General features: G+C 58.9%; 14 protein-coding genes. 4 read left to right on the forward strand and 10 right to left on the reverse strand.

What is annotated here, in order from left to right; translation table 11 throughout:
- Positions 1–22: 22 nt before the first annotated feature.
- Entirely contained in the window at positions 23–1126 is a 1104-nt protein-coding gene (locus Q0955_RS10730; RefSeq protein WP_299424141.1) for a pyridoxal phosphate-dependent aminotransferase, read from the reverse strand.
- A 121-nt stretch (positions 1127–1247) separates the two neighbouring features.
- Here Q0955_RS10730 and Q0955_RS10735 point away from each other — a divergent pair, with 121 nt between their 5' ends.
- Positions 1248–2039, forward strand: coding sequence for a crotonase/enoyl-CoA hydratase family protein (locus Q0955_RS10735; RefSeq protein ID WP_299424142.1), 792 nt, complete (start codon positions 1248–1250; stop codon positions 2037–2039).
- A gap of 91 nt (positions 2040–2130) precedes the next feature.
- Here Q0955_RS10735 and Q0955_RS10740 read toward each other — a convergent pair whose 3' ends face one another.
- From Q0955_RS10740 to Q0955_RS10750, 3 genes are all read right to left on the reverse strand, one after another.
- Entirely contained in the window at positions 2131–2457 is a 327-nt protein-coding gene (locus Q0955_RS10740; RefSeq protein ID WP_299424143.1) for a DnaJ family domain-containing protein, read from the reverse strand.
- A 40-nt stretch (positions 2458–2497) separates the two neighbouring features.
- Complete coding sequence (locus tag Q0955_RS10745; protein ID WP_299424144.1) at positions 2498–5665, reverse strand: valine--tRNA ligase; 3168 nt, start codon at positions 5663–5665, stop codon at positions 2498–2500.
- Between the two features lie 330 nt (positions 5666–5995).
- Positions 5996–6433 (reverse strand): Lrp/AsnC family transcriptional regulator, encoded by a 438-nt coding sequence (locus Q0955_RS10750; protein WP_299424145.1) that lies wholly within the window; start codon positions 6431–6433, stop codon positions 5996–5998.
- A gap of 107 nt (positions 6434–6540) precedes the next feature.
- Between Q0955_RS10750 and Q0955_RS10755 the strand changes: the two genes are divergently transcribed.
- The 3 genes from Q0955_RS10755 (at position 6541) to Q0955_RS10765 (ending at position 11092) form a co-directional block, all read left to right on the forward strand.
- Complete coding sequence (locus Q0955_RS10755; protein WP_299424147.1) at positions 6541–7671, forward strand: type III PLP-dependent enzyme; 1131 nt, start codon at positions 6541–6543, stop codon at positions 7669–7671.
- Positions 7672–7749: 78 nt separating this feature from the next.
- A complete protein-coding gene (locus Q0955_RS10760) occupies positions 7750–10047 on the forward strand; it encodes a xanthine dehydrogenase family protein molybdopterin-binding subunit (protein ID WP_299424148.1) in 2298 nt (765 codons plus the stop codon).
- Positions 10022–11092 carry a DUF2235 domain-containing protein gene (locus Q0955_RS10765; protein WP_299424150.1) on the forward strand — a complete coding sequence of 357 codons (1071 nt, stop codon included), beginning with the start codon at positions 10022–10024 and terminating at the stop codon, positions 11090–11092. Before Q0955_RS10760 ends, Q0955_RS10765 begins: the two co-directional genes overlap by 26 nt.
- A 6-nt stretch (positions 11093–11098) precedes the next feature.
- On the opposite strand, the gene Q0955_RS10770 is transcribed toward Q0955_RS10765, so the two are convergent.
- The 6 genes from Q0955_RS10770 to Q0955_RS10795 are packed head-to-tail and all read right to left on the reverse strand — an operon-like array spanning position 11099 to position 16721.
- Positions 11099–11770 carry a nitroreductase gene (locus tag Q0955_RS10770; RefSeq protein WP_299424152.1) on the reverse strand — a complete coding sequence of 224 codons (672 nt, stop codon included), beginning with the start codon at positions 11768–11770 and terminating at the stop codon, positions 11099–11101.
- Between the two features lie 17 nt (positions 11771–11787).
- The gene (locus tag Q0955_RS10775; protein WP_299424154.1) at positions 11788–12894 is read right to left on the reverse strand and encodes a TFIIB-type zinc finger domain-containing protein; all 1107 of its coding nucleotides are present in this window, start codon (positions 12892–12894) and stop codon (positions 11788–11790) included.
- A complete protein-coding gene (locus tag Q0955_RS10780) occupies positions 12894–13430 on the reverse strand; it encodes a hypothetical protein (protein WP_299424156.1) in 537 nt (178 codons plus the stop codon). The genes Q0955_RS10775 and Q0955_RS10780 overlap by 1 nt, the downstream gene beginning before the upstream one ends.
- Position 13431: 1 nt before the next feature.
- Positions 13432–14571 carry an SPFH domain-containing protein gene (locus Q0955_RS10785; protein WP_299424157.1) on the reverse strand — a complete coding sequence of 380 codons (1140 nt, stop codon included), beginning with the start codon at positions 14569–14571 and terminating at the stop codon, positions 13432–13434.
- Positions 14572–14607: 36 nt separating this feature from the next.
- Positions 14608–15528, reverse strand: a complete 921-nt coding sequence (locus Q0955_RS10790) for a DUF2927 domain-containing protein (RefSeq protein WP_299424159.1) — start codon at positions 15526–15528, stop codon at positions 14608–14610.
- A complete protein-coding gene (locus tag Q0955_RS10795) occupies positions 15525–16721 on the reverse strand; it encodes a toxic anion resistance protein (RefSeq protein ID WP_299424160.1) in 1197 nt (398 codons plus the stop codon). Before Q0955_RS10795 ends, Q0955_RS10790 begins: the two co-directional genes overlap by 4 nt.
- Between the last annotated feature and the right edge of the window lie 20 nt (positions 16722–16741).

Raw genomic sequence — 16741 nt, forward strand, 5'->3', positions numbered from 1 at the left:
CTGTGCGTTAGGCTTGGCGATACTACAACAGCGCGTCGAGTACCTCGCCTAGGGCGGTGTCCAGAAGATCAATTTCCTGTGCTGGGGCGCAGCTGATGCGGATGCAGCGGTTTTGCGGGGCCACAAAGGGCATGCGGGCAAAGATGCCGCGTGCCACCAAGCCGTCGAGTATGGCTTTGGCGTAAGCGCCGTCTTTGCCGCAGTCGATGGCGACAAAGTTGGTGGCGGAGGGGAGTGCATCGAGACCGTGTTTGGCGGCCACCGACGCGATGTGCTGACGCGAAGCTTCGATCTTGGCACAGGTTTCTGAAAGCCAAGATGCGTCTTCCAGTGCTGCCAGTGCACCAGCTTGCGCGGCGCGGTTCATGCCGAAGTGATTGCGGATTTTTTCAAAGGCGCGGATGTTTTGGGCTTCGCCCATGGCGTAGCCCACACGGGCGCCGGCCATGCCATAGGCCTTGGAGAAGGTGCGCATGCGGATCACGCGGGGATCATTGATGTCGATCACGGGCGCGGTGCCTTCAGGGGCCAGTTCGACGTAGGCCTCATCCAGAAGCAACAAGCATCCGTCTGGGATATTGTCGAGTTGGGCGACGATGTCTTCGCCCGCGCACCAGCTGCCCATTGGGTTGTCGGGATTGGCAAAGTAGACCAGTTTGGCGTCAACTTCGGCCGCTCTGGCCAAGAGCGCAGCCAAGTCTTCGGCATCTTCACGGTATGGCACTTTGTGCAACGTGCCGCCAAAACCCGCGACGTGGTAATTGAAGGTGGGGTAGGCACCTTCAGACGTGACCACCGCGTCCCCTTCGCCAATCAGCAGGCGTACGAGGTAACCGAGCAAGCCGTCGATGCCTTCGCCAACAACCAGGTTTTCTGGCGCAATACGGTGATGTGCGGCCAAGGCGTGGCGCAGTTCAAAGCTTTCTGGATCGCCGTACATCCAGATGTCGCCGGCGGCCTTTTGCATGGCTTCAATCGCCTTGGGCGAGGGACCAAAGATGTTTTCATTGGCGCCAATGCGGGCGGCAAAGGGGCGGCCCATCGCGCGTTCTTGCGCTTCGGGGCCAACAAAAGGAACGGTGGCGGGCAGGCTTTCAGCCAGTTTTGTATAGCGAGGTCCGGTCATGCGCGGAAAGTGACGCAAGGACGGGGGTGGCACAAGAGCAAATGCCCCCACGTCAGGGTGGATTTCCTCCGTCGGGCCACGGAGTGTAGGATCAAGAAAACCCATCTGTGAGGAGGCTGATATGGCCCGTGTATCCGTAGAGATCAAAGACCACATCGCTCATGTGCGGCTGACCCGCGGCGATAAGATGAACGCGCTGGACCAAGCGATGTTTGATGGCATTATCGAAGCCGGTGAGGGCCTGATGGACAACGACGACGTGCGCGTGGTGGTGTTATCGGGGGAGGGCAAATCCTTCTGCGCCGGATTGGATGTAATGAGCTTTGCAGCTTTGGCAGGGCAGGACCCGGTGGCGAGGATTATGCCACGCACCCATGGCAATGCGAATGACGCGCAGCAGGTGGCCATGGTGTGGCGTAAGCTGAAGGTACCGGTGATTGCAGCGTTGCAGGGCGTGGCATTCGGCGGTGGCTGTCAGCTGGCGTTGGGCGCGGACATTCGCTTTGCCGCGCCGGGCACCAAGATGGCAATTATGGAAATGAAATGGGGGCTGATCCCGGATATGGGGGGCATGACCCTGTTGCCGCATTTGGTGCGCTCGGATGTGTTGCGGCGTCTGACTTATACGGCGGCGCCGGTTGAGGCGGAGCAGGCCTTGGCCTGGGGGTTGATCACGGAGATCGCCGAAGACCCCTTGGCAGCGGCGATGGCTTTGGCGGAAGAGATCGCAGGCAAAAGCCCGTCTGCGGTGCAGGCGGCCAAGGCGCTGATCAGCTATGCGGAAGAGCATATGGATGATGAGGACTCGGTGCTGCTGGAAGAGAGCCGGGCGCAGGCGGATTTGATTGGCAAGCCGCATCAGATGGAAGTGATTGCGGCGAACATTCAGAAGCGGAAACCGGTGTTTAAGTAAGATTGGCGTGGGGGCCAGCCCCCACACGCTCGCACAAGTGGGGGCCAGCCCCCACACCCCCGGGATATTTGTGGCCAAATGAAGCGCGAGGCTATTTGAGAAATTTGCGGTAGGCCTCGCGTTCGACGTTATAGTCGAGTTCCAGTTTGGCGATCTGTGCCATCAGGCGTTTTTTCTCACTCGGATCAGTGGCTTGTTGCCAGTCGCGCTTGGCAGCTTCAAGCTGTTCTTTGAGTTTGAATTCGCGCGGCAAAACCCCGGCGCGTGCCATGATGGAGTGGCCCACGGCGGTGGCCGGGTCTTCGACGTCGTGGCGTTTTGGGAGGGGTTTGCCTTCGCCCTCAAGACCGGTCAGCTGGCCTTCGGATTCGGCCTTTTTGATCTGACGTTCGATGAGGTTTCGAAAGGAGCGCATCATGCCCTTACATATGGGCATGATGCTTTGGTTTGCAAGCGCGTCAGTCGAGCTCGGCCAATTTGGCGAGCGCTGATTTGATCTTGGCTTCTTCTTCCTCGCGGAGGGCCAGGTTTTCACGGGCCTCAGCCACCACTTCTTCAGGGGCAGATGCTGCGAATTTTGGGTTTTTCAACCGGCCACGTAGACCACCAAGCTCTTTGGCCAGCTTGCCCAGGTTCTTCTCCTGCCGTGCCTTTTCAGCTGCCACATCAATGATGTCGGCAAGGGGCAGCGCAAAGGAGGCGCCGGGTGCGCCGATGGAGATACAGCCCTTAGGTAGCTCGTCGGCCTGTGTCAGGCTTTCGATGCGGGCTTTGTTCATGATCAGCGCGCCGTTGCGATCCCAGTAGGTTTGGGCGGCGGCGTCCATTTCGGTGACCAGCATGGGCACGATGGACCCCGAAGGCACGTTGAGCTGGGCGCGGGCGGACCGGACGTTGCCGATAACCGCGATGACCCAGTTCATTTCGGCCTCGGCTTCGGCATCCACCAGATCGGCAGCTGTGTAGCTTGGCCACTGGGCGTGGGCCAGCATCTTGCCGGCTTCGCCTGTTTTAACGCCACGACCCTCGGTGATGTTCCACAGCTCTTCGGTGACAAAAGGCATGATTGGGTGCATCAGGATCAACGCTTGGTCGATGACCCAAGCAAATGTCGCGCGGGTTTCTTCTTTGGCGGCAGCATCGTCGCTCTGGAACACTGGTTTGGTGAACTCCAGGTAGCGGTCGCAGAAGGTGTTCCAGAAAGTGGAATAAAGCGCATTGGCAGCATCGTTGAAGCGGAAGCTTTCAAAGCCTGCATCCACCTCTTCGCGCAATTTGGCAATCTCACCGATGATCCAACGGTTCAGCGGCAGGCTTGCCTTGGGGGGGGCAGCATCACGCTTGACGTTAAAGGCATCAATCTGGCTGTCCCCATAAGAACAGGCCTGCCAGATTTTGGTGACAAAGTTGCGGTAGCCTTCGATGCGCTTCATGTCGAGTTTCAGAACACCGCCCAGCGAGGCCATGGCGGCATTGGTGAAGCGCAGCGCGTCGGTGCCGTATTGATCAATGATCTCAAGCGGATCCACCACATTGCCGGTGGATTTGGACATTTTCTTGCCTTTGGCGTCGCGCACGAGGCCGTGCAGGTAGACCGTGTCAAACGGGATTTGATCCACGACGGCGAGCTGCATCATCATCATCCGCGCCACCCAGAAGAACAGAATGTCTTGTCCGGTGACCAGGGTGGAGGTCGGGAAGTACTTTTCCAGCTCCGGGGTGTTGTCGGGCCAGCCCAGCGTGCCGATGGGCCAGAGGCCGGAGGAGAACCAGGTGTCGAGCACGTCAGGGTCACGCCAGACCGGATACACCAGTTTCAGCGGGTCCTGATCCACAACGTATTGCGCGAGGCTTTCGGCCAACATGTGGATGGCTTCGTGTTTGTCTGCAACTTCCACCACTTTGGCGTGGTTCAATGGCGCAGGGATATTGGCGTTGTCGTCAAGGAACTGTTCCACGACGCCGTCAAAGTTCGCGGCGCAATGTGTGACGTTACCCCGGTGCAGCATACCGCCTTCGCCCAGCAGGCGACCCATTTCGACGAGATCCAGCGCGCCGTTGTTTTCGTCATCTTTGAAATCATCGGCAGAGAGATCGAGGCCATACCACACAGGGATCTGGTGACCCCACCAGAGCTGGCGGGAGATACACCAAGGCTCAATGTTTTCCAGCCAGTGGAAATAGACCTTTTCACCGGATTCCGGCAGGATTTTCACGTCGCCATTGCGCACAGCATCCAGAGCCGGGCCAACAACTTTTTCAGCATTTACAAACCATTGGTCGGTCAGCATCGGCTCGATGACCACTTTGGAGCGGTCGCCAAACGGCTGCATGATCGGTTTGTTTTCCACGTAAGGCACGGTTTCGGTGACTTCGGAGGTGTTACCCTCGTCGTCTTTCACCGTTTTGGTCACGGTGGTCATCACCGCGAGGCCTTCGGAGGTGATTTGCTCCACCACCAGTTTGCGCGCTTCAAAGCGGTCCAGACCGCGCAGGTCGTCCGGCACGAGATTCACGCCATCTGCTTCGTTTTCGGTTAAGCTGCGCTCGCCTTTGGCCACTGCCATGGCGATTGTGGCGGCAGCGTCGTAGCTGTCGCCATCCGCACGCATGGCACCTTTGGTGTCCATCAGGCGGTACATCGGGATGCCGCCACGCTTGGCGACCTGATAGTCGTTGAAGTCGTGCGCGCCGGTGATTTTCACCGCGCCGGAACCAAAGTCTTTGTCCGGGTATTCGTCAGTGATGATCGGGATCAGGCGGCGGTGTTCTTTGGGGCCCACCGGGATTTCGCAGAGTTTGCCAACAATCGGCGCGTAGCGTTCGTCGGTTGGGTGCACCGCCACTGCGCCGTCGCCCAGCATGGTTTCCGGACGGGTGGTGGCGATGGAGATGTAGTCGCGCTCTTCTTCAAGCGTGACGTTGCCATCTTCGTCTTTCTCGACATAGGTGTAGGTCGCGCCACCTGCGAGCGGGTATTTGAAGTGCCACATGTGGCCGGCAACTTCGATGTTTTCCACTTCGAGGTCAGAGATGGCGGTTTCAAAATGCGGATCCCAGTTCACGAGGCGTTTGCCGCGATAGATGAGCCCCTTGTTGTACATCTCAACAAAGACTTTCAGCACGGCGTCGTGGAAGTTGCCGCCTGCCACGTCATCTGGTGCGCCAGGAGCGCCAGACATGGTGAAGGCTTCGCGGGAAAAGTCACAGGAGGCCCCAAGGCGCTTGAGCTGGTTGATGATGGTGCCGCCGCTTTCGGCTTTCCAATCCCAAACTTTTTCAAGGAACTTCTCGCGGCCCAGTTCGGCGCGGGACGGTTGTTGGGTTTCGGCCAGCTTGCGCTCAACAACCATTTGGGTGGCGATGCCCGCGTGGTCGGTGCCTGGCTGCCAGAGGGTGTCAAACCCTTGCATGCGTTTCCAGCGGATCAGAATGTCCTGCAATGTGTTGTTAAACGCGTGGCCCATGTGCAGAACGCCGGTGACGTTGGGCGGTGGGATCATGATGCAGTAGGTGGAGGCCCCAGGTTTTGCGTTTGCGCCTGCGGTGAAGCAGCCCGCTTTTTCCCATGCGTCAAACAGCCGGCCTTCGGCCTCGGCTGCGTTGAAGGTTTTTTCCATCGCCATTGGTGTGATCCCTTGTGTCGGTACGCGCCCGTTATCAATCGGAGTTGTCTCTATCGAATGAGAGAACAAAGGGGAAGCGGGAAGAGATTGTTTAGCAAGGTGGAGAAAACCTGAATTTATTCACTCAAGTTGGAAAAATTCAAAAAAGATCTGGTTTGTTAAGGTTCTGTTAAGACTTGGCGCGGCATAAGCGGGGGGTGGCGCACGACGCCTCCACGCTAGAAGGCGATGAGATGTACATCCTGCGTGCCAGAACGGCACGCATTCCATCTCCCCCCCCCCGAGATCCCTGAGACTGGCAAAATTTTTGAGTGACGTCTGAGCGCGCTGTTAGCCGCGTGGTCGGTTCAGTTTGGTGGACAGGTGGATCAGACTTTCCGAACTTTTCACACCTTTGGCCTCGCCAATGTTGTCCAGCGTCTCGTCCAGCTCTGAGGTGCTGTCCGCAGCGAGTTGCACAATCAGGTCAAACCGCCCGGAGCAGGTGTTTACACTTTCTACGGCTGGCAGGGACTTGAGGCGGTCCAGCACAATGGGGCCGCTGCGCAATTCGATCGAAAGCAGCGCGGTGGCGCGCAGCCTTGGGCGTGCGGCATCTCCAAGGCGCAGGGTATAGCCTGCAATGGCCCCGGAGGTTTCCAGACGGTCGATACGGGCCTGCACTGTGGTGCGGGCCAAGCCGAGCTTGCGTGCCAAAGTGGCCACGGGCGCGCGGGCGTTTTCGCTGAGCAGGGCCAGAAGTTGGGTGTCGGTTTCGTCAAGTTGCATGGTAGTGCCGTCTATATGCCGAGTCTTTCCTGCATTTTTACCAGAGTGCCGCGTGGAATCGACAAGGAATTCCCTCAAGCTGGTAAAAAACAGGATTGAGGTAGAAAATGCGCAATGATCCGGCCCTTTGGCCGTCCCCTTCTTGGCATCTGACGAAGTTTTCGCCGGACGCGCCGGTTTTGTATTTTGCCCCTGAGGTGCTGCAAGCTACGGCGCGGCGGTTTATTGATGGGTTTGCCGGGTTGGTGACCTATGCGGTGAAGGCCAATGACCATGAGGCGGTGCTGACCAATTTGGTGAGCGCTGGGCTAACCGCATTTGATGTGGCCTCACCGTTGGAGATGGCGCGGGTGCGGCGCGTGGCGCCGGATGCGTTGTTGCATTACCACAACCCGGTGCGGTCGGTGACGGAGATCACTGAGGCGGTGGGGCATGGGATTGCCAGCTGGTCGGTGGATTGTCCGCGCGAGTTGCAGAAGTTGGCGGATGTGCCGCGCGCAGGCACGGAGATTGCGGTTAGGTTGCGGTTGCCGGTGGCTGGTGCGGCTTATGATTTTGGCGAGAAGTTTGGTGCGGACCCGGATCAGACGGTGGCCTTGATACAGCAGGCACGCGAGATGGGGTTTGAGACTTCTTTGACCTTCCACCCCGGTACACAATGTGCCGATCCGCAGGCCTGGGCGGTGTATATTGTTGAGGCCGCGGATGTGGCACGGCGGGCTGGTGTGGCCTTGAAGCGGCTCAATGTTGGAGGCGGCTTCGCGGCCCATCGCAGCGGCCCTGCGCCGGATCTGGAGGCGATTTTTGATCGCATCGCGGCGGAGGCTGTACGGGCGTTTGGTGATGAGGCGCCTGCGCTCGTTTGTGAGCCGGGGCGTGCGATGGTGGCGGAAGCGTTTACTTTGGCCGTGCGGGTGAAGACTGTGCGGGACACAGCCGTTTTCCTGAATGACGGGATTTATGGCGCGCTGACGGAGCTGCGCGACATTGGCGTGCCGGATCGGATTTCTGTGCTGCGACCTGATGGGGCCGCTGTGGAAGGGGACATGGCGCGTAAGGTGGTTTACGGGCCGACCTGTGACAGTCTTGATCGGCTGCCCGACCCAGTGGCGTTGCCTGCGCAGATTGCAGAAGGGGATTTTGTGATGATCAAGGCCATGGGCGCCTATTCGTCCTCGCTGTCCACTGGGTTCAACGGCTACGGTCTGCAAGAAATGGTAACTGTCGCGACGTTGTAAGGCGCACCTGGCTCTGGACACCCCTGACTTGCACTATAAAGTTGCTCCTCGGAGCGACGCGCAGGGGAGCCAGTAGTCATGGATAAGTTTGGGAAAAGCCAGCCGGTCAAACGGGTTGAAGACACGCGGTTCTTGACCGGCAAAGGCCAATACGTCGACGATATTGCGCCTAAGAATGCGCTGCATGCCTATTTTTTGCGCTCTCCGGTGGCGCATGGCGTTGTGACCGAGTTGGACGTAACGGATGCGCGTGAGGCGGATGGTGTGGCTTGTGTGCTGACGCAGGCGGATCTGTTGGCGGCGGGGCTTGAGGCGAACTTGCCAGGCACGCAGGTGGACAATCGCGACGGCAGCAAAGGCGCCAAACCTGAACGTCCGTTGCTGGCTGCAGAGCGGGTGCGCTATGTCGGTGAGCCGATTGCTGTGATTGTGGCAGAGAGCATGGATCAGGCGCGGGATGCGGCTGAGATGATCATGTTCGACTATGACGATCTAGACGCGCATTTGGCCTTGGCGCGCGGCGGCGAGCAACTGCATGGCGAAGCACCGGAGAACCTCGCATTTGATTGGGGGCTTGGCGATGAGGACGCGACCGATGCGGCTTTTGAGGCGGCAGCGCATGTGGTGAGCCTGGAGGTTGGTGACAACCGCGTGATTGTAAACGCGATGGAGCCGCGTGGCGCCTATGCCGAATGGGATGGCAGCCGGTTGCATGTCGCCAGCAATGGTCAGGGTGTCTGGGGCACCAAGGGGCAAGTCGCGCGTGTCTTGAAGATGAACGAAGATGATGTGCGTGTGACCAACCCGGACACCGGCGGCGGCTTTGGCATGAAGGCGATGATCTATCAGGAGCCGCTGATTGTGGCCTATGTCGCCAAGGCGCTCGGTAAGCCGGTGCGGTGGATTGCGGATCGCACCGAGTCGATGTTGTCAGACAATGCGGGGCGCGATTTGGTGTCGCTGGCGGAGCTGGCGTTTGATGAGAACCTCAAGGCGACGGCCTATCGCGTGAAGTCTGTTGCGAATATGGGGGCGTATAACTCGCAGTTTGCCCAGGCGATCCAGACGCAGCTGTTCAGCCGCGTATTGATGGGTGTCTATGATGTGCAGACCACCTGGCTGCAGGTTGACGGGGTTTACACAAACACCACACCGGTGGATGCCTATCGCGGCGCCGGGCGGCCGGAGGCGATTTATGTGCTGGAACGGCTGATGGATCGCGCGGCGCGGGAGCTGGGCGTGAGTGGCTATGAGCTGCGGCGGCGGAACTTTATCCCAACAGAGGCGTTTCCGTACAAGTCGGCGACCGATGAAACCTATGATGTTGGCGACTTTGACCGGGTGTTGAGCCGGGTGGAAGAGTTCGGCGATGTGCAAGGGTTTGCCGCGCGCAAAGCCGAGAGCGCGAAGGCTGGCAAGCTGCGCGGCGCTGGTTTGTGTTACTACATTGAGAGTATTTTGGGTGACCCTAGCGAAAGCACACGGGTGGAGTTCAATGAGGACGGAACTGTGTCGATCTATGTGGGCACGCAATCCAATGGGCAGGGTCACGAGACGGTTTATGCGCAGTTCCTGAGCGATCAAACTGGCATTCCCACCGAGATGATCGAAGTGGTGCAAGGTGACAGTGATCGCATTAAGCAAGGGGGGGGGACCGGTGGGTCGCGCTCCGTGACGGTGCAGAACACTGCCACTTTGGCGACCGTGGAAACGATGATTAAAGCCTTTACGCCATATATTGCAGAGAAGATGGGCGTGGATGCCGCGGATGTGAGCTTTGATGATGAGCAATTCCGGGCAGAAGGCTCTAACTTACATCCTACCTTCCTTGAAGCCGCGGAGATGGCGCGCGTGGATGGGCGGGTGGATTTGATGGTGCATGAGGAGCGCACCACTTTGCCAGCGCGCAGCTTCCCGAATGGGGCGCATCTGGCAGAGGTTGAAGTGGACCCGGAGACCGGACAGGTTTCGTTGGAGAAATACACTGTGGTGGATGATTTTGGTAATCTGATCAACCCGATGCTCGCGGAAGGGCAGGTGCATGGTGGTGTGGCGCAGGGCATTGGGCAGGCGTTGATGGAACATGTGGTGTTTGATGATGATGGTCAGCTGTTGACAGCGACTTTCATGGATTACGCCATGCCACGGGCCGGCGATGTGCCGATGATTGGGTTCACAACTGAGGCCGTGCCGTCCACGGCAAATATCATGGGCATGAAAGGTTGTGGCGAAGCGGGCACCGTAGGGGCCATGGCAGCGGCTTCTAATGCCGTTCAAGACGCGCTTTGGGAGGCGGGGGTGCGCCAAGCGGACATGCCGTTTACGCCGCACCGCGTGTGGCAGATGTTAAATGAGGCCAAACATACGGCTGGCTAGACACATATCAGAGTGGCTGACTGGAAAATTCACCAGCAGCCATACCCCGGCGGTTCCGCGCCGGGGGGCGGTCACTCATGTGATTATTTTGGATGGCACCATGTCTTCTCTGACACCGGGGAAGGAAACCAATGCCGGGCAGACCTATCTGTTGCTGCGCGAGATCGGCGCGGAGGTGCCGGTCTACTATGAGGCAGGTGTGCAATGGCGGTCCTGGCGACAGACGTTGGACGTGATGATGGGGCGCGGGATCAATCGGCAGATCCGGCGGGCCTATGGCTATTTGGCAAGCCGATACCGGCCCGGAGACAAGATCATGCTGATGGGCTATTCGCGCGGTGCCTTTGCCGTGCGCTCGCTGGCAGGTGTGATTGACCGCGTGGGATTGTTGCGCGCGGAATGTGCGACGGAACGTAACATTCGCACGGCTTACCGGCACTATGAGCTAACGCCGGACACTGCTGCTGCAAAAGAGTTTGCGGCGGCACATTGTTATGAGCACACCGAGATTGAGATGATTGGTGTCTGGGACACAGTGAAAGCGCTGGGCGCACGGGTGCCGGTGTTATGGCGGATCACCGAACGGCGTCATGCGTTCCACAACCAGCAGCTTTCCCCAGTGGTGCGGCATGGGTTTCACGCATTGGCCTTAGATGAAACACGTCAGGTGTTTGAACCGGAGCTGTGGCGCTGTCCCGATGATTGGGACGGACGTGTGGAGCAGGTCTGGTTCCGCGGCGCGCACAGCGACGTGGGTGGACAACTGGTGGGGTTTGACGCGGCGCGGCCGTTGGCCAATGTCTCGCTTGTTTGGATGTTGGAACGATTGGCGATGTGTGGCGTTGACTTGCCAGAAGGGTGGCGAGACCGATTTGAGACCAATCCGGATGCACCGATGGTGGGAACCTGGCGTGCGCTGGGCAAATACTTCCTGTTTCGCGCACCGCGGGTTGTCTGTGCAGATCGTTCAGAAAGCATTCACCCAACTGCGCTTCCGTATGTGAGTGCTGGGGACATAAAAGGGCAGGTTTTGCAGCAGACCTGAGGTAGTTTAGTCGCGCCAGTCGACAAATTCGTCTAACTCCGCGCGGTCGGTGCGGAAGGTGTTGATCGCGGCGGTGTCATCTGGATAGCCAAAGGAGATGGCCGCGAGGACCTTGCGGTCTTCTGGAATGCCAAAGTGGGTGCGGATGGTGTCTGAGAAAAGCGACAGGGCGGCTTGTGGGACTGTGCCAATGCCTTGCGCCTTGGCTGAAAGGCAGAAGGCGGTGATAAAACCGCCGCAATCGAGCACGCCGTAGGGGCCAAGCTCTTTGGGACAGCTGATCACCGCGACATGTGGTGCGCCAAAGAGTGTGTAATTTTCGCGCATTTGGCGGGCGCGGCCTTCTCGGTCTCCACGCCCGATGCCCACAGCTTCATAGAGCTGAAAGCCGCAAGTGCGACGGCGTTCAAGATGAGCGCCAGTGTAGGTGGTCGGAAAAGGGTAGTCGGGCGCGGGGCTGCCTTTGTCAAAGGCTGAGGCCATGGCTTCGCGGAACGTCTCGGTCTCCGCGCTGGAAGTGATAATCACTTTCCACGGTTGCGCGTTACACCACGACGGCGCGCGGCCTGCGTCGCGCAGAATCTGCGCAATTACGTCGCGTGGGACAGTAGCTGATGTGAAGGCCCGGCACGAATGGCGGGCGTGCAGCAGCTCTTGCAATGCAGCGTGGTGAGACATCGCGGATTCCCCGGCGCTTATTGGTTCTGGGCGATGATATATCCAATCACACCCGCTGCAATAGCTGTAAGGAGCACGGCAAAGGCGATCTTCCACTTTGAGTAGGGGCGTTCGCCTTGGACGCGGCCGGTTTGTCCATTCACAACAAAGCGATAGGACTTGCCGCGATACTTATAGGCCGCCATCCAGACCGGCAGCAGGATGTGCTTGAACGTCACGTCGCTGACGGCGGTGGAGATGTTGTGGATGCGCTGGCGGTCGCCGCCAATGTCAAAGGCCACGTCGCGGCGGATCACACGGTCCATGTGGTCGCGGGCCTCGTCGTAGCCTTCTTCTAGTTCTATGGAGTATCCCTCAGCCTGAAAACCGGCGAGGAACTCGGGGGTGTATGGTTCAAGGGCAGAGAGGTCCCACGGCTGCAAATTGTCGGTGTATTTTTTGGGGAGGGCTTTGGAGCCGAGCACAAGGATATCGTCAAACCACCGGGCCACGCGGCCCGACGCGGGAGACCAGCGGACTTTTTGCACCTGCCGTTGTTCTGGCTTGCCGTCCACCATGACGGTTTCGGTGACGTAGTAGATGGTGCCGCGTTCGCCCATGTAGGAGGATTTGGTGTCCGCATCATAGGTCCAATAGGGGACATAGATGCCATCCATTTTGCGGCCCTTCTTGGCGTATTCCTGCAGACCGTTGGGGGCAAACCAGAGCTTGCCCAGCCAGTCGTTCATGGACTGATGTGCGACTTTCTCTGCGATTTGGAAAGGCAGGACAGCGCGCGGCTTGATCAGGCGGTGCGTGCCCGTGTCGACCACAACAGGGGTGGCGCAGAAGGGGCATTCGGTGGCGTGGGTGTCGCCTTCAAACACCACATGCGCGGCGCAATTGGGGCAGGAGGTGGTGCGGGCCTCGACCATTTCGGCGGCTGGCAGCTGTTCCGCAAGCGCGGCTTTGAAATCCAACTCAGCTATCGCAGCCTGACGATCGCCTTGTTCTGTGGCTTCTTCGTGCCCGCAGTGATCGCAGATCAGTTTGCCTTCGTTGGGAGCAAAGCGGTAGTCGGCGCCGCATTGGGCGCAGGGGAAACGGGTTGTCTCTTTGGGTGCAGGAGGCGGCGTGGCTGACATCAGAATGAGATTCCCTTTGGTTCCCGACCTGGACCGCCAATGCACTGGATGGTTACGGCGGATAAAGCACCCGCAACGGCGAAAAATGGTAAAAGTTGTAAAACCAAAATCCAGCCAGAACTGGAAAGAAGCCCTTCGCCAAAACCAGTTGCCTCTCCCAAGAAAGGCTCGCTTTTAAAGAGTGCAGAAGTGGAAATTAGCCACCCTGGAGCTTGGCTGGTCACAACCGCCGTCAACGGGAGGAGACCTCCAAGCATTGCTCCCCAGCTTGCAGCTCTTTTCTTATGCATTTGTCGCTTCATCAAGCGGTACAAAGGCCAGGACAAGAACAGCCATGCCGCTAATACTCCGACAACTACGCCTGACATCATCCACCCTAGGAAGGCTGGGAAAATATCATGCGCCGGTTGCCATAGCGTCCAAGCAGCGACCCCAATGAAACTGACGAAGATGAGTGGCCCAATAACTCCAGTCAATGTCACCGCCAAAACCCATTGGTTGAACGTGTAGGCACGCTGTGGCTGACGTGGTTGCATGTCATGCACCAGGTGGCGGGGGCGGGAGTATGGTGAAGAGCTGGGCCAGTTCGGCCACGTCTTCGGCGTGTTTCCAGCCGTCTTGCCCAGCGGTCCAGACGTGGGTTTCGCGGGTGATTTCGCCAGCGGCGGCCATGCGGCCAAGTGCAGCTTTGGAGAACGGGCCTTTGGTTTGGCCGTTTTCGGCGATGTGCCAGACATGTTCGACCGGTGGAGGGGGAGGCGGCGCAGCGGCAGCTTGAGGGGCAGGGGCGGCTTGTGGCGCTTGCGCGGCAGGTTGCGCGCCCCATGGGCCGGTTTGCGCCATCTGTTGGGCCATTGCCATGCCCATACCCATCCCCATGCCGGCACCCATGCCGGAGTTTGGCGATTGTGCGGCGGCGGTCATGGCTTCGGCGGCGGAGAACTGTGTGTATTTGCCTAGATCGCCAACGATGCCCATCGAGGTGCGCTTGTCCATGGCGGCCTCAACCGCAGGTGGCAGGGAGATGTTTTCGATGTAGAGCTCCGGGATCGCGAGGCCGTATTCGGCAATGGTGCCGGAGATTTCGGCGGCGACCAGCTTGCCCAGATCGGCGGTGTTGGCGGCCATGTCCAGAACAGGGATGCCGGAGCCTGCGACCACGCGGGAGAACTCCTGCACGATGATGTTGCGGATCTGGAATGAGATCTCATCCATGGTGAATTCGCCGTCCGTCCCAACGATCTCCGTCAGGAAGCGAGCAGGGTCCACAACGCGGATTGCGTAGGTGCCATAAGCGCGCAGACGCACGGGGCCGAATTCTGGATCGCGCACCATGATCGGGTTTTTTGTGCCCCACTTCAGGTCTGCAAAGCGCGTGGTGTTGACGTAGTAGATTTCCGATTTGAACGGGCTTTTGAAGCCGTGGTCCCAGTGCTGCAGCGTGGTCATCACCGGCATATTGTTGGTTTCCAACATGTAGAGACCGGGGGTGAAGACGTCGGCTAGCTGGCCCTCGTGCACAAACACCGCCGCTTGACCTTCGCGGACGGTCAGTTTGGCGCCGTATTTGATCTCGTGGCCTTCGCGCTCAAAGCGGAACACCAGCGTGTCGCGGGTGTCATCAACCCAATGGATGACGTCGATAAATTCGCCAGTGAGGAAATCAAAAATACCCATGAAGTGGTCCTTTCAAAAGGCTGGTCGCGGCGGCGCTCAGAAGTTCTGTGCGGTTTGCTCGCGGGCCAGAATGTAAACAATGGGGCGGGCCTCGTCCACGCTCATACCGATGCCAAGCCGGTCATCATAGAGCATGGAGAGTAGTTTTTCGTCATGCGTGGTGAGCAGCGCAAACTCCTCGTCATCGTTGAAGATCGACGGGCGAGCTTCGGGGCTGTCATTGGCCAAACCGAGGCCCTGAGCGATCTCTTCGTGGAAGCAAGATTTGCGTAGCAGATCAGGGTGTTCTGCACGCACAAAAGCGACGGCAGAGGTATATGCGTTTGGATTACTGTCTGACGCCAAAGCCACCACGAAACAGTAAATATTGCGCGGCGGGTTGGCGAAAAGCGCGCGGGTTTTGGGCGAGGCGTTGGGAAGCAGGCTGTCGAGGCGAGCGTTCACTGTGTCGCGGTCGTCTGCTCCCATAACCAGTACGTGGAAGTTGGGTTTGTTTGTGGTTTGGCGGATCGCGTGGCCTGTGCTGTTGGCCAAACGCGGCACATAGGCGGCAACCGTGGCGCGGTCTGTGGCGCGCTGGCTTTCCGGCACGGAGGGGCCGAACTCGACGTTCACTTTGATAGGTCCGCTCCAGCGCCGCAGTTGACCTGCTTGGCCGGAGGAGCGCTCCAACCCGCCACCGCTGTTGTATTCATCATAAAAAGCGATGCGCTCAAAGTTGCGCGCCAGGATATCCGGTGTAAACGGCGTGTCAGGTCCACCGCCATCGGTGCGCAACAGGCCACGTGTCAGAAGATCAGCTTGGACTTTGCTATAATAGGACCGCAAAGCCGCGCTAGCTTCGGATGGAGGTGCGGGCACAGGGGAGACAACCGGCGGCGAGGTGGTGCCACTGGTGTCCATGCAGGCCGCCAATGTGGTCAGCAGCCCGAGCCCTATGCCCGCAAATCGCTTCACGTGGCGGGGACTGCGGTGGCGGTAGTGTCGCCCAGGCCGTCCTTGCGCGCTTTGGCAGAAGCCAGCGTGTCACGCAATTCGGCTTCCATTTTCTTCATGTCATCTTCCGCCGCAGCACGTTTGGCTTTGCCTTCGTCTGCAATTTGCAGCGACTCGTTGATGGTGGCGATCAGCTCTGCGTTGGCGGTTTTCACGGCCTCGATGTCAAACACGCCGCGTTCCATCTCTGTGCGCACCGCGCGGTTGGTTTCGCGCAGGTTCTTGGCGTTGGCGGTCAGCAGCTCGTTGGTCAGGTCGTTGGCGTCACGCACGGCCGCGGCGGCTTCTGCGGAGCGTTGGATGGTGACGGCCTGCGCCAGCTGGGTTTCCCAGAGCGGTACGGTGTTGACCAAAGTGGAGTTGATCTTGGTGACCAGAGATTTGTCGTTTTCCTGCACAAGGCGGATAGACGGCAGCGACTGCATGGTGACCTGGCGGGTCAGTTTCAGGTCATGCACGCGGCGTTCCAGATCGTCTCGGGCAGCGCGCAGGTCGCGCAGTTCCTGGGCCTTCATCACCTGAGCGTTTTCGTCTGCGGCAGAAACTTCAGCTTCTTTGGCGGGGATGTCGTTGGCATCCAGATCGGCAATCTTGGCCTCGCCTGCGGCGATGTAGAGCGCCAACTCGTCATAGAATGCGAGGGTTTTTTCGTAGAGCACGTCCAGCGATTTGATGTCTTTGAGCAGTTTGTGTTCGTGACTAAGCAGATCGTCGGTGACGCGATCAATCTGATCCTGCACTTCTTCAAAGCGGGCGGTGAACTTGGCAAATGGCGCAGCTTTGCCAAACAGTTTTTCCCAGAAACTGCGTTCGCGGCGCACGTCCAACTCAGACACAGAGAAACCGCGAATGGTGGTGACGATATCGCGCAGACTGTCGCCTGCCGGGCCAACGTCTTTGTTGCGCACATCTTGCAGCATGGCTTGGGAAATGGTTTGCAGCTCGGCCTGAGCGCCGGAGCCAAATGACACGATCGAGTTGGTGTTGCTCATGTCCAGCTCAGCCATGCGCTTGGTGATTTCCGCAGAAACCGGTGCGTCGGCCTCGGCCAATGGCACAATGGCGCTGGCCTCAATTGGTTCCGGCAGGGCAACGGTGGCTTCGGTGATTTCCGCCAAAGCGGCTTCGGCTTTTTGTTTTACGATCTCAGACATTTAAATCCACCCTTCCCGGT

Source organism: uncultured Shimia sp., assembly GCF_947493595.1.
GTDB lineage: Bacteria > Pseudomonadota > Alphaproteobacteria > Rhodobacterales > Rhodobacteraceae > Shimia.

Coding starts and splice junctions, on each gene's coding strand:
- Q0955_RS10770 (WP_299424152.1), bottom strand. CDS start 11,770: ATGTCTCACCACGCTGCATTGCAAGAGCTGCTGCACGCCCGCCATTCG.
- Q0955_RS10785 (WP_299424157.1), bottom strand. CDS start 14,571: ATGGGTATTTTTGATTTCCTCACTGGCGAATTTATCGACGTCATCCAT.
- Q0955_RS10765 (WP_299424150.1), top strand. CDS start 10,022: ATGAGGCCAAACATACGGCTGGCTAGACACATATCAGAGTGGCTGACT.
- Q0955_RS10735 (WP_299424142.1), top strand. CDS start 1,248: ATGGCCCGTGTATCCGTAGAGATCAAAGACCACATCGCTCATGTGCGG.
- Q0955_RS10730 (WP_299424141.1), bottom strand. CDS start 1,126: ATGACCGGACCTCGCTATACAAAACTGGCTGAAAGCCTGCCCGCCACC.
- Q0955_RS10745 (WP_299424144.1), bottom strand. CDS start 5,665: ATGGCGATGGAAAAAACCTTCAACGCAGCCGAGGCCGAAGGCCGGCTG.
- Q0955_RS10755 (WP_299424147.1), top strand. CDS start 6,541: ATGCGCAATGATCCGGCCCTTTGGCCGTCCCCTTCTTGGCATCTGACG.
- Q0955_RS10780 (WP_299424156.1), bottom strand. CDS start 13,430: ATGCAACCACGTCAGCCACAGCGTGCCTACACGTTCAACCAATGGGTT.
- Q0955_RS10775 (WP_299424154.1), bottom strand. CDS start 12,894: ATGTCAGCCACGCCGCCTCCTGCACCCAAAGAGACAACCCGTTTCCCC.
- Q0955_RS10750 (WP_299424145.1), bottom strand. CDS start 6,433: ATGCAACTTGACGAAACCGACACCCAACTTCTGGCCCTGCTCAGCGAA.
- Q0955_RS10760 (WP_299424148.1), top strand. CDS start 7,750: ATGGATAAGTTTGGGAAAAGCCAGCCGGTCAAACGGGTTGAAGACACG.
- Q0955_RS10740 (WP_299424143.1), bottom strand. CDS start 2,457: ATGATGCGCTCCTTTCGAAACCTCATCGAACGTCAGATCAAAAAGGCC.
- Q0955_RS10795 (WP_299424160.1), bottom strand. CDS start 16,721: ATGTCTGAGATCGTAAAACAAAAAGCCGAAGCCGCTTTGGCGGAAATC.